Annotated in this window: 8 protein-coding genes and 1 pseudogene; 2 read left to right on the top strand and 7 right to left on the bottom strand. The window is 64.1% G+C overall.

The annotated features are described in order from the left end of the window. Nucleotides 1-12: 12 nt before the first annotated feature. The 7 genes and pseudogenes from GWG67_RS07800 to GWG67_RS07770 form a co-directional block, all read right to left on the bottom strand. Nucleotides 13-1,008, bottom strand: coding sequence for an ABC transporter ATP-binding protein (locus GWG67_RS07800; protein WP_275168533.1), 996 nt, complete (start codon nt 1,006-1,008; stop codon nt 13-15). Then, entirely contained in the window at nt 1,005-2,012 is a 1,008-nt protein-coding gene (locus tag GWG67_RS07795; RefSeq protein WP_275168532.1) for an ABC transporter ATP-binding protein, read from the bottom strand. Before GWG67_RS07795 ends, GWG67_RS07800 begins: the two co-directional genes overlap by 4 nt. Further along, entirely contained in the window at nt 2,012-2,905 is an 894-nt protein-coding gene (locus tag GWG67_RS07790) for an ABC transporter permease (protein WP_018455966.1), read from the bottom strand. Before GWG67_RS07790 ends, GWG67_RS07795 begins: the two co-directional genes overlap by 1 nt. Before the next feature lie 9 nt (nt 2,906-2,914). Continuing rightward, nucleotides 2,915-3,862 carry an ABC transporter permease gene (locus GWG67_RS07785; RefSeq protein ID WP_275168531.1) on the bottom strand — a complete coding sequence of 316 codons (948 nt, stop codon included), beginning with the start codon at nt 3,860-3,862 and terminating at the stop codon, nt 2,915-2,917. A gap of 35 nt (nt 3,863-3,897) precedes the next feature. Beyond that, entirely contained in the window at nt 3,898-5,496 is a 1,599-nt protein-coding gene (locus GWG67_RS07780) for an ABC transporter substrate-binding protein (RefSeq protein WP_275168530.1), read from the bottom strand. Between the two features lie 296 nt (nt 5,497-5,792). Continuing rightward, a pseudogene (locus GWG67_RS07775) lies at nt 5,793-7,342 on the bottom strand (AMP-binding protein). An 18-nt stretch (nt 7,343-7,360) separates the two neighbouring features. Continuing rightward, nucleotides 7,361-8,515 carry an iron-containing alcohol dehydrogenase gene (locus GWG67_RS07770; protein WP_275168529.1) on the bottom strand — a complete coding sequence of 385 codons (1,155 nt, stop codon included), beginning with the start codon at nt 8,513-8,515 and terminating at the stop codon, nt 7,361-7,363. A 282-nt stretch (nt 8,516-8,797) separates the two neighbouring features. On the opposite strand from GWG67_RS07770, the gene GWG67_RS07765 reads away from it, so the two are divergent. Next, complete coding sequence (locus GWG67_RS07765; protein ID WP_275168528.1) at nt 8,798-10,015, top strand: efflux RND transporter periplasmic adaptor subunit; 1,218 nt, start codon at nt 8,798-8,800, stop codon at nt 10,013-10,015. Further along, the gene (locus GWG67_RS07760; RefSeq protein WP_275168527.1) at nt 10,012-13,179 is read left to right on the top strand and encodes an efflux RND transporter permease subunit; all 3,168 of its coding nucleotides are present in this window, start codon (nt 10,012-10,014) and stop codon (nt 13,177-13,179) included. The genes GWG67_RS07765 and GWG67_RS07760 overlap by 4 nt, the downstream gene beginning before the upstream one ends. Nucleotides 13,180-13,195 lie beyond the last annotated feature (16 nt).

The following is a 13,195-nucleotide window of genomic DNA, read 5'->3' as shown; positions in this document are numbered from 1 at the left end:
GCTTTGCCCACCCTACGACATCGCATTTGGTCGCCCCGTCCCGTCATTCAGCAGGCACGCCACCTGGTGTCCCTCGCCCGCGTCCACCAGCGCCGGCCGTTCCGTCCTGCATCGCTCCATCGCAAACCGGCAGCGGGTGTGAAACGCGCATCCCGGCGGCGGATTGACCGGGCTTGGCACGTCGCCGTCCACCAGCGGCACGAGCTTTTTGGCGAGCGGGTTGGCGACCGGCACCGAGGCGAGCAGAGCCTGCGTGTAGGGATGGCGCGGATTGCGGAACAGCTCGTCCTTGTCGGCAATCTCGACGATGCGGCCGAGATACATCACGGCGACGCGGTGACTGATATGGGCGACCACCGCGAGGTCATGCGCGATGAAGAGATAGGAGAAGCCGTGCTCTCGTTGCAGGTCGATCAGGAGGTTGATCACCTGCGCCTGGATCGAGACGTCGAGCGCGGAGACCGGCTCGTCGCAGACGATCAGCCGAGGCCCGAGCGCCAGCGCGCGGGCGATGCAGATGCGCTGGCGCTGGCCGCCGGAGAATTGGTGCGGGAAGTTGCGCATCTGGTCGGGCCGCAAGCCGACTTGTTCGAACAGGTTTGCGGTACGCGCCTCCAGTTCCTTGCCGGTCGCGAGCCCGTGCACGAACAGCGGCTCGCCGACGATGTCGCCCGCGGTCATGCGCGGGTTGAGCGAGGCGAACGGATCCTGGAACACGATCTGCATCGAACGGCGGTGCGGCCGCAGCGCGGACTTGGAGAGGTGGGTGATGTCCTCGCCTTCGAGGCGGATCTGGCCTGAGGTCGGCTCGACCAGCCGCAGCACGCTCCGCGCCACCGTGGACTTGCCGCAGCCGGATTCGCCGACAAGGCCCAGCGTCTCGCCGACACCCACCGAGAACGAGACGCCGTCGACCGCATGCACTGTGCCGATTTGTCGGCGCAACACACCGGCGCGCACCGGATAGTGCTTCCTGAGATCGGTGACTTCGAGCAGCGCCTCGGTCATGCCACCTCCGCAATCTCGGCCGCGCGCCAGCATGCAGCGAGATGGCCACCGCCCCAATCGATGAGTGGCGGATATTCGGCCTCACAGCGTTTGATCGCGAGCTTGCAGCGCGGCGCGAACGCGCAACCCTTCGGCAGTCGCACCAGCGACGGCACCGTGCCCGGAATTTCGTTCAGCCGCGCCTGCGCGGCGACGCCCGACGCCGGCACCGCCGGGATCGAGGCCATCAGCCCGCGCGTGTAGGGATGCTTTGGCGCGGCGAACAGTGCCTCGACGCTGGCTTCCTCGACCTTCCGTCCCGCATACATCACGATGACGCGCTGCGCGGTCTGCGCGACGACGCCGAGATCATGCGTGATCAGCACGAGCCCGGTGCCGAGCTCTTTCTGCAGGTCCAGGATCAGCGCCAGGATCTGCGCCTGGATGGTGACGTCGAGCGCGGTCGTGGGCTCGTCCGCGATCAGCAGCGCCGGCCGGCACGCCAGCGCCATCGCGATCATGGCGCGCTGGCGCATGCCGCCGGACAGCTGATGCGGATATTCCCGCGCACGCCGGGTCGGTTCGGGGATGCGCACCAGACGCAGCATCTCGATCGCGATGTCCCGGGCCTCCTTGCTTGACATGTTCCGGTGCAGCCGCACGGCCTCGACGATCTGGTCGCCGATCCTCATCACCGGATTGAGCGAGGTCATCGGCTCCTGGAAGATCATGGAGATGCGGTTGCCCCTGACGGCGCGCATCTCTGCTTCGTCCAGCGTCAGAAGATCGGTTCCTTCGAGCGTGACGGAGCCACCGACGATGCGGCCGGGCGGATCCGGCACCAGCCGCATCAGGGATAGTGCGGTGACGCTCTTGCCGCAGCCGGATTCGCCAACGATCGCCAGCGTCTCGCCGCGCTTCACCGTGAAGGAAACATCGTCGACGGCCTTGAACAGACCGGAGTTGGTGAAGAACACCGTCTTCAGGTTCTTCACCTCGAGCATGAGATCGGATTTGTCAGCCATCAGCCGCGCTGCCGGGGATCGAGGATGTCGCGCAAGGCGTCACCGAACAGATTGGCGCCGAACACCGCGAGGCTGATGGCGATGCCCGGGAAGATCACCAGCCAGGGCGCCGTGCGGACATATTCGGCAGCCGATTCAGAGAGCATGCGGCCCCACGACGGGTACGGCTCGGGAATGCCGAGGCCGAGGAAGGAGAGCGAGGCTTCGGTGAGGATGGTCGAGCCGAGCTGGGCCGTCGCAAGCACGATCAGCGGTGCCAGCGTGTTCGGCAGCACGTGACGCAGTGCGATCCGTACCTCGCTCATGCCGATCGATTTGGCGGCCTCGATGAATGGCAGCTCGCGTAGCGCCAGCGTGTTGGCGCGGATGACGCGCGACACGGTCGGGATCAGTGGAATGGCGATCGCAATGATGACGTTCGGCAAGGACGGTCCAAGCGCCGCGGTCATGATCAGGGCCAGCACCAGCAGCGGCAGTGCCTGGAGGACATCGGACACGCGCTGGAACACGAGATCGACCCAGCCGGAGAGATAGCCGGAGGTGAGGCCGACGATCACCCCGATCGAGCCACCGAGTGCAGTCGAGCCGATGCCGACCGCGAGCGAGATCCGCGCGCCATGAATGATGCGGCTGAAGACATCGCGGCCAAAGGAATCCGTCCCCATCCAGTGTGCCAGGCTTGGGCGCGCCAGTGCCCGGGCGGCGTCGATCGTCAGCGGATCGTAACGCGCGATGAAGTCGGCGAAGATTGCGGTGAACACAAACAGGGTCATGATGACGAGCCCGGCCGCACCCAGCACATGCCGCTGTGCCAAAAACAGCACGCGCCGCCAGCCGACGGTCGCGTGCGCCCCGGCGCGTCTCAGTTCAACGTCATAGTCGATTGCGGCCAAGCGCCTCTCCTAATCCGTGTACCTGATGCGCGGGTCGAACACGGCGTACAGCATGTCGACGATGAAATTCGCGCTCACCACGACGATGGCAATCAGCATCACCAGGTTCTGCACGATCGGATAATCGCGCCAGCGAATCGCCTCGACCAGGAAGCGCGCGACGCCGGGGATGTTGAACACGGTCTCGGTGACAATGAGGCCGCCGATCAGGAACGCCGCCTCGATGCCGATCACGGTGATGACGGGCAAAATCGCATTCTTGAGCGCATGCTGATAGTTCACGGCGGCGTCCGATGCGCCCTTGGCACGCGCGGTGCGGATATAGTCCTGCCGCAGCACCTCCAGCATCGAGGACCGGGTGATGCGCATGGTCAGTGCCGCGCTGCGGAAGCCGACGGCGGCGGCGGGCACGGCATAGGTCGCAAACGCTTCCAGCCAGGTCTGCGGATTGGGATTGAAGATCGGCATCTGGTTGAACATCGCCACCGAGGCGGTGAGGATGAGCAGGCCGAGCCAGAACGAAGGCAGCGACAATCCGCTGAGGCTCACCACACGCAACGCGTAGTCGAGCCTCGTTCCCTGCTTCACCGCGCTGATGACGCCCAAGGGAATGCCGATCGACGCCGAGAACAACAGCGCCAGGCCGGCAAGCCGCGCGGTGATCGGGATCCGTGGCAGGATCTCCTGAAGCGCGGGCTTCTCGGAGACATAGGAGTAGCCGAAATCGCCGCGCAGAAAACCGCTGATCCAGTGCCAATATTGCACCACCAGCGGCTGGTCGATGCCGAGTTCTTTTTCCAGATTGGCCTTGTCGGCAGGGTCGACATAGCCGGCTGCGGCAAACAGGATGTCGACGATGTTACCGGGGACGATGCGCAGCAGGAAGAAGATGACGATCGAGATCCCGAACAGGGTCACGAGCATCAGGAACAGGCGCCGCACCAGATAGGCAAACATGCATCGCCTCCCGTCGAACCCGTCAGCCGCCCGCGCTACTTGTCCATCCAGACATCCTCGTACCGGTATCCATTATACGAGCTGTTCGACATCACCGTCACGCCTTTGACGTACGGTTGCCAGCAGCTGCCGGTCCGTGCGTGGAAGATGATCGGACGGGCGACGTCCTCCTGCAACTTCTTGTCGATGTCCCACACCAGCTTCTTGCGCTTGTTGACGTCGGTCTCCTGGGACTGCACGTCGAACAGCTTCTCGATCTCCTTGTTGCAGTAGTTGGTGTAGTTGCGCTCGGAGCCGCAGGAATAGTTCTCGTAGAAGGATTGGTCGGGATCGTCGACGGCATTGCCGGTCAAATTGAGCCCGAGCATGTAGTCCTTGCGCGCAACCTTCGGGAACCAGTTTGCGGTCTCGACCACGTCGAGCTCGCCGTCGATATAGATGCTCTTGAGCTGGTCGATCAGGATCACAGCGGGATCGCGATAGACCGGAATGTTGCGGGTCGAGACCTTGACGGCGAGGTGCTTGTCCGGCCCATAGCCGGCCTTCTGCATCAGCTTCTTGGCTTCCTCGCGGTTGGCGTTGATGTCGGGGCCGTAGCCCGGAATGGTCTCGAGCATCTCCGTCGGCATGCCCCACAGCCCGTTCGGCGGCGGCAGCAGGGTGCCGCCGACGTCGCCCTGACCCTCGAACATGATCGAGATGAAGGCCTTGCGGTCGAGCGACAGCGCCATGGCGCGGCGGATGTCGATATTGTCGAACGGTGGCGCGGACGAATTGACGATGATGTTGGTGGCGACATTGTTGGGTTCGACCACGCAGACCGCGTTCGGCGCCTGCGATTTCACGTCCTTCAGGAGCGGAATGCTCACCTCGGTCGGGAAGGCCATGTCGAACTTGCCGGCGACGAAGGCGAGGATAGCGGTCGAGCGGTTCGGGATGATGGTGAACTCGATGCCGTCGAGATAGGGCCGGCTCTTGCGCCAATAGTCGGGATTGCGGGTCAGCTTGATCGATTCATTGGCCTTGAACTCGACGAACTTGAACGGCCCGGTCCCGATCGGGTGCGTGCGCATGTCGCCGGGCGAGACGTGGCAGGGATAGACCGGCGTGTAGCCGGAGGCGAGCAGCGCCAGCAGCGAAGGCTGCGGCCGCTTCAGGTTTAAGGAGACCTCGAGATCGCCGTTGGTGGAGACGTCGTTGACCTGTTCGTACCAGCTCTTGCGCGGGTTCTGCCGGAACTTCTGCTGCGACTTGCCCATCAGCATCTCGAAGGTGCATTTGACGTCAGCCGAGGTGAACGGCTTGCCGTCGTGCCACTTCACGCCCTGGCGCAATTTGAAAGTCAGTGTCTTGTTGTCGTTGACCCAAGCCCAGCTCTCGGCGAGCTCGGGCACGATGGTGTCCATGCTGTTCTGCGCCACGTCCTGCTTGTAGATGACGAGGTTGTTGAACACCGGCATGAAGGGAACATTGAGCGAGTAGGTCGCGCCTTCGTGGATCGAGGCATTGCCGGGACTGTCGCGGTGATACATCCGCAAAATGCCGCCCTGCTTGGGCTCGCCGGCGAGTGCAATGGTCGAAAACGCCAGCAAAGATAGCGCCGCCGTCGCGGCGAGCGCCCGTACGCTCCGCATCCTCGTCCTCCCTGGACATCAGCCTTTTGCGGCCTGTTTGAGCAGACGATAGCGACGCGAGCGCGGTGAGGCAACCGGCAAGGTCTGCTACTCTCTCGGCAATTCGGATGACGGAAGGCCGCAGGGGCGGCTCTCTCACAAATTGCGAGACGTCCCTCCGGCGTCGTCCTCGCGAACGCCCGGACCCATGACCCCAGGGAGGTGTTTGGCGAAGAAAGTCGTTCGGTATTGCTACCTCCGACGATCGTGAGATCACGCGGTATGGGTCCTGGCATTCGCCAGGACGACAGCGGTTTTCACACGATCCTTGACGCCTTGTTCCCCCAATACCGGTCCCGAAGGAGCCGCTTGTACAGCTTCCCCGTCGGCAGCCGCGGCAACTCCTTTTCGAAATCGACCGAGCGCGGCACCTTCTGCCGCGAGAGCGACGCCCCGCAGAACGCGATCAGCTCTCGGCGAGCGCCTCGTCCGGCACGACGCCCGGCATCGGCTGCACCACCGCCTTCACCTCTTCACCGAGATCTGGATTGGGCACGCCGAACACCGCGGCGTCCGCGACCTTGGCATGGGTGATCAACAGATTCTCGCACTCCTGCGGATAGATGTTCACGCCGCCGGAGATGATCATGAAGGTCGCGCGGTCCGTTAGATAAAGGAAGCGGTCCTCATCGACATAGCCGACGTCGCCGACCGTGCTCATGCTGCCGTCGGCCGAGCGCGCTTCCTTGGTCTTCTCCGGGTCGTTGAAATATTCGAATGGCGTAGCCGTCTTGAACCAGACCTGTCCCGGCGTGCCGGTCGGGCATGGCTTCATATTCTCGTCGAGAATGTGGAGGTCGCCGAGCAGCACCTTGCCGACGGTGCCGCGATGGGCGAGCCATTCAGCGCTGTCGCAGGCGGTGAAGCCAAGTCCTTCGGTCGCGCCGTAATATTCGTGGATGATCGGTCCCCACCATTTGATCATGTCGTCCTTGACCAGGGCCGGGCAGGGCGCGGCGGCATGGATCGCGATCTCGAGCGAGGAGAGGTCGTAGCGCTGTCGCACCTGCTCCGGCAGCTTGAGCATGCGTGAGAACATCGTCGGCACCAGCTGGGTGTGGGTTATACCCCATTGCTCGACGAGCTGGAGGTACCGCTCGGGATCGAAATTTTCCATGATGATCGCGGTGCCGCCCATCCGGATCGTCAGGTTGACCGCGGCCTGCGGCGCCGAATGATAAAGCGGCGCCGGGGAGAGGTAGATCATGCCCTCGCGGTATTGCCAAAGCTTTGTCAGGAAATCGAACAACGGCAGATTGTGCTTTGGCGGCTCCTCCGGAAGCGGCCGCAGAATCCCTTTTGGCCGTCCCGTCGTGCCCGATGAATACAGCATGGCAGTACCGAGCCATTCATCGGGAATCGGCGTCTTCGGCAGGTCGGCGGTCACCTCGGTGAGACCGACGATGCACTCACTCTCGCCCGGGCCGTCGACGATGATGCACAGTTTGATGTCGGGGCAGACCTTGATTGCCTCCCGGGCGATATCGAGCTTCGCAACCGATGTGATCAGGATCCTCGACTGGCTGTTGACCAGCAGATAAGCGAGCTCGCCCGGCGTCAGGAACGAGTTGATGCAGGTGTAGTAGAGACCGGAGCGCTCACCCGCGCCGCAGGCTTCGAGGTAGCGGGAATTGTTCTCCATGAAGATCGAGTAGTGGTCGAGCCGCCTCAGGCCATGATTGCGAAACAGATGCGCCAGCCGGTTGCTGCGCGCATCGAGCTCGCGATAGGTGACGGCCTCGCCCGTCGCCGCCATGATGAAGGCAGGCTGGAGCGGGCGCAGGCGGGCATGTTGACCTGGATACATCGGTCCTCCGGCTCTAGATCATGCGGCAAGAAGCAGGATTTCGCGCAACTGCGCGGGACCGTCGATCTTGCGCGGGTTGCGTGGGATCCAGTTCGTGCGCATCGCGGCTTCCGCGATGGCGTCGAAATGCTCCGGGGAGACCTGCACATCGGCGAGGCTGCGCGGCATGCCGAGCGAGCGGATGAAGGCGTCGAGCACATCGGCCGCCTTGTGGCCGGGAAAGCCCATCGCGGCCGCGACGATCATCTGGCGCTCGGCATTGTCGGGCGCATTCCAGCGCATCACAGCCGGCAGCATGACGCAGGAGGTGTAGCCATGCGGCACATTGAAGGCTGCGCCCAGCACGTAACCGATGCCGTGGCTTGCCCCCATCGGCACGCCGGCAGCGAGCGCGCCCATCGACAGCCATGTGCCGATCTGCGCATCCATGCGCGCGTCGAGGTCAGCAGGGTCTGCCTTCACCCGCGGCAGCGCGTCGGCGAGCATCGCGAGGCCCTTCACCGACTGCGCGTCGGCATAGGGGTGCGTCTCGCGCGAGCAGATCGCCTCGACGCAATGATCGATGGCGCGGATGCCGGTCGAGAGGAATAGCCATTCCGGCGTGTGCACGGTGATGGCGGGATCGAGGATGGTCGCGCGCGGAACGCTGAGCGGATGCCGCAGCATCTGTTTCACATGGGCGGTGCGGTCGGTGACGCCCGCGATCGAGCTGAACTCGCCGCCGGCGATCGTGGTCGGGACGCTGATCTGACGCACGGTCGGCGCCGTCATCTCGGGCGCGACGCCCTTGTGCACGCGGATGCGCTCAATGCCGTCGACATCGTCGATGCCGTTGGCAAGGCAGAGTTGCACCGCCTTGGCGCCGTCGGTGATCGAGCCGCCGCCCACGGTGACGATCAGGTCGGCACCCGCTTCGCGCGCCGCATTGGTGGCGGCGATCACCGCCTCGCGCGGTGTGTGGGCCGGCATGGCATCGAAGACGCCCGCGCAGCGTGTGCCCAGGGCCTGTTTGATCTTCGCGATTTCGTCGGTCTGCCGGTTGAGCGTGCCCGAGACCATCAGGAAGGCGCTGCGCGTCCCCAGCCGGTCCATCTGGGCGACCACGGCTTCGGCCGCGGGGTGGCCGAACACGACCTCCTCGATGGCGCCGTAAACGACACGTCCCTGGTGCACGCCTGGCCTCCCCGGACAATTCGTCTTGTTTTATGAGGGGTAATCTAGCCGAGCCGGCTCCGCCCGTCATGTGTGAAGACGCTGTCGCTCTCTCGTCCACCTTTCCCCAGTCTTGCCGGAGAGAGGCGAACAAGGCCTGTCAACCCGTCATCCGGCCAGGGCATTCTTCCGAGCATTGCGCGTGCGGTGGTCTTGAAGAGTTCATCATTGAAACCCATCTTGTGGCGCCCGCGGGTACAGGCGTACCCTGCTATTTCCGCGGTTTTTATGCGAGGACCTGGGATGACTGGACCGGACGGAAGCGAGCAGTTTGTCAAAAGGCACGATTTCGTTTCGCCTCGACCTCGCGTGATCGCCGGGCTTTTCGCCGCGGCATTCGGTCTTGCGGGCTGTGGCCAGCCGACCCCGCAAGCGGCCGCGCCGCCGCCGGCGCCGGTGACGGTAGCCCAGCCGGTCAAGCGCACCGTCACCGATTGGGACGAGTTCACCGGCCGCTTCGAGGCCATGGAGGAGGTGCAGGTCCGCCCGCGCGTCGGCGGGTTCGTCAACTCTGTCGAATTCCAGGATGGCGCCATCGTGCGTCAGGGTGATCTGCTCTATGTCATCGACCCTCGTCCGTTCGAGGCGGTGGCCACGCAGGCGGAGGGGCAGCTTTCCGATGCGCGTGCCAAGGTGGAGCTTGCAAAGCGGGAGCTCGATCGCGGTTTGAGCCTGGTGCAGACCAGCGCCGTCTCCGAGCAGGTGGTCGATCAGCGCCGTCAGGCCTTGCAGGCCGCGCACGCTGCCGAAACACAGGCCGAGGGTGCGCTCAAAGTCGCCAAGCTCAATATCGAATTCACGCATGTGACGGCGCCGCTGACCGGCCGCGTCAGCCGCCATCTTGTCAGCCCTGGCAATCTCGTGCAGGGCAGCGATACCGGAACGTCGACGCTGCTCACCTCGATCGTGACGCTCGACCCGATCTATATCTATTTCGACATGGATGAGGCGACCTTCATCAAATACAGCAAGCTGTGGTTCGAAGGCCGCCGCCCAAGTTCGCGCGATACGGCGAACCCGGTGCAGGTGACCCTCGCCGGCGAGACGAAACCATCCCGTGAAGGCAGCATCAATTTCCTCGACAACCGCCTCGATGTCTCCACCGGCACGCTGCGCAGCCGCGCCGTGATCAAGAACACCGATCTGTCGATCCTGCCGGGTCAGTTCGGTCGCGTCCGGCTGATCGGCAGCGCGCCCTATGAGGCGCTGCTGATTCCCGACGTCGCGGTCGCGACCGACCAGTCCCGCAAGATCGTGTTCGTGGTGAAGCCTGATGACACCGTCGAGGCACGTCCGGTGACGCTGGGGCCGCTCGATGACGGCTTGCGCGTAATCCGCGAGGGGCTGAAGGCGGAGGACCGCGTCATTGTCAACGGCATCCAGCGCGCCCGCGTCGGCGCCAAGGTCGCGCCGCAGACTGCACCAGCGCCGGCTGGCGGCAAGCCCGGTGACAAGTCATGAATCTCGGCCGCCTCTCCATCAACCAGCCCATCCTCGCCATGGTGCTGTCGATCGTGCTGCTGATCGTCGGCGCGATCGCATACACCACGCTGCCAGTCTCCGAATATCCGCAAGTGGTGCCGCCGACCGTCGTCGTCACTACGCAATATCCCGGCGCTTCCGCGCAGACCGTGTCCGACACGGTTGCAGCTCCCATCGAGCAGGAGATCAACGGCGTCGAGGACATGCTGTATCTCTACAGCCAGGCGACCTCGAACGGCCAGCTTACCATCACCGTTACTTTCAAGCTCGGCACCGATCTCGACAAGGCCCAGGTGCTGGTGCAGAACCGCGTCGCGATCGCGCAACCGCGCCTGCCTGAAGAGGTTCAGCGCAACGGCGTCACCACGCGCAAGAACTCGCCCGACATTCTGATGGTCGTGTTCATGCTGTCGCCCGACGACACCTTCGACCAGCTCTACATCTCCAACTATGCGCTGCTCCAGGTCCGCGATCAGCTGCTGCGGATCGACGGCGTCGGCGACATCCAGATCTTCGGCGCGCGCGATTATTCGATGCGGCTATGGCTCGACCCCGACCGGATCGCCAATCTCGGCCTGACTTCTGCTGAAGTGCTCGCCGCGATCCGCGCGCAAAACGTGCAGATCGCGGGCGGCCAGATCGCCGAGCCGCCGATCGCCGACCGCGCCTTCCAGCCGAACCTCACCTTCACCGGGCGTTTGAAAGACCAGAAGCAGTTCGAGGACATCCTGATCAAGGCCGGCTCCGACGGCCGCACGGTGCGGCTGCGCGACGTCGCCCGTATCGAGCTCGGTGCTCTCGCGTACTCCACCAACAGCTTCCTGCTGCGCAAATCGGCGGTCGCGATGCTGGTGACGCAGCGGCCGGGATCGAACGCGCTCGCGACCGCGAAGAACATTTCGGACACGATGACGAAGCTGAAGGAGACCTTTCCGAAAGGCCTCGACTTCAATATCGGCTACAACCCGACCGAGTTCATCGCGCAGTCCGTCCATGAGCTGATCAAGACCATCTACGAGGCCATGCTGCTCGTGGTCATCGTGGTTCTGGTGTTCCTGCAAGGGTGGCGGCCCGCGATCATTCCGATCATCGCGATTCCGGTTTCGCTGGTCGGCACCTTCGCGGTGATGGCGGCGCTAGGGTTCTCAATCAACAATCTGACGCTGTTTGGGCTCGTGCTTGCCGTCGGTATCGTGGTCGACGACGCCATCGTCGTGGTCGAGAATGTCGAGCGGCATCTCGAGCACGGCATGAGCCGGCGCGACGCCGCGCTGAAGACCATGGAGGAGGTCGGCGGCGCACTGGTATCGATCGCGCTGGTGCTGTGCGCGGTGTTCGTCCCGACTGCGTTTCTGGGCGGTATCTCGGGGCAGTTCTTTCAGCAATTCGCCGTCACCATTGCGGTCGCGACCGCGATCTCCTGCTTCTGCTCGTTGACGCTGTCGCCGGCGCTGGCCTCGCTTCTCCTCGTCCCCCACGAGGAGAAACGGCCGCCGGCGCGCTGGAATCTTGTCGCACGCGGCTGGAACGCTTTCACCGGCGTCTTCAACCGAGTGTTCGACCGTCTCGCCCATGGCTATGCGGGCCTAGCCAATTTCGTGATCCGGCATTCGGCGGTGATGATCCTGATCTACGTCGTGCTGATCGGCAGCGCCGGCTGGCTGATCGCGACTACCTCGCAGGGCTTCATTCCGGCGCAGGATCGCGGCTACGTCATCATCTCCGTGCAATTGCCGGGCGCGGCCTCGCTGGCACGCACCACCGAGGTCGTGCGCGAGATCGAGCGGATCGCGCTGGATACGCCGGGTATCATCCGTGTCGCCGCCTTCGCCGGCTTCTCCGGCGCCACGCGCACGCAGGCCGGCAACGCGGCCGCGCTATTTCCGGTGTTCGACGAGCCCGAGGCGCGGATGAAGAAGGGATTGTCCGCGAACGCCATCACGGTCGAGCTGCGCAAGCGCCTGGCCGCGATTCAGGGGGCTTTCATCATCGTGATTCCGCCGCCGGCCGTACCCGGCATCGGCACCGGCGGCGGCTTCACCATTCGCATTCAGGACCGCCAGGGCCGTGGGCCTGAGATGCTCGCCGCGGCTACCGACGAGCTCGTCGCAGCATCGCGCAAATCGCCCTCGCTGCTCGCTCCCTCAGTGTTCTCCCCGTTCTCAGCCAACACGCCGCAGCTGTTCGTCGACATCGACCGCACCAAGGCGCAGAAGCTCGGCGTTCCCATCGCCAACATCAACGACACGATCCAGACCTATTTCGGATCGACCTATGTCAACGACTTCAACCTGTTCGGCCGGACCTACCACGTCACCGCGCAGGCGGATTTCCCGTTCCGCAAGGAGCCCAGCGATCTCTCGCGCCTGCGCACGCGCAATGCTTCCGGCGACATGGTGATGCTCGGCAGCGTAGTCGAGTTCAAGGACGTCTCGGGCCCCGACCGTGTCGCGCGCTACAATCTCTATGCGGCGTCCGAGTTGCAGGGCGAGCCGGCGCCGGGCACCAGCTCGACCACCGCGCTCAACGCCATCAAGAAGCTCGCGGACGACACCCTGCCGAGCGGCTTCACTTTCGAATGGACGGACCTGTCCTACCAGCAGATCACTGGCGGCAATGCGGGTCTCTACGTGTTCCCGATCTGCGTGCTGTTCGTCTATCTCGTGCTCGCCGCGCAATATGGCAGCTGGACCTTGCCGTTCGCGGTGATCCTGATCGTGCCGATGTGCCTGTTGGCCGCCACGATCGGCGTGCGCATCATGGGGCAGGACGTCAACATCCTCACCCAGATTGGCTTTGTCGTGCTGGTGGGATTGGCGGCGAAGAACGCGATCCTGATCGTCGAGTTCGCGCGCGACATCGAGAAAGAAGGCAAGCCGCGGCTGGAGGCCGTGATCGACGCCTGTCGCTTGCGCCTGCGGCCGATCCTGATGACGTCCTTCGCCTTTATTCTCGGCGTGCTGCCGCTGGTGATATCGTCCGGCTCGGGCTCGGAGATGCGGCAAGCTGTCGGCGTCGCCGTGTTCTTCGGCATGATCGGCGTCACCCTGTTCGGACTGTTGTTCACGCCGATCTTCTACGTGGTGGTGAGGAACCTGGCCGAGGGGAAGAACGAGGGGAAGCCGAGGGTGGTGGCTCCTTAGCGCGGGGATGATCACT

This window comes from Bradyrhizobium sp. CSS354 (assembly GCF_029051725.1).
Lineage (GTDB): Bacteria > Pseudomonadota > Alphaproteobacteria > Rhizobiales > Xanthobacteraceae > Bradyrhizobium.
Note: the sequence above shows the minus strand (reverse complement) of the source record. Positions and strands in the feature narration are given on the sequence as shown.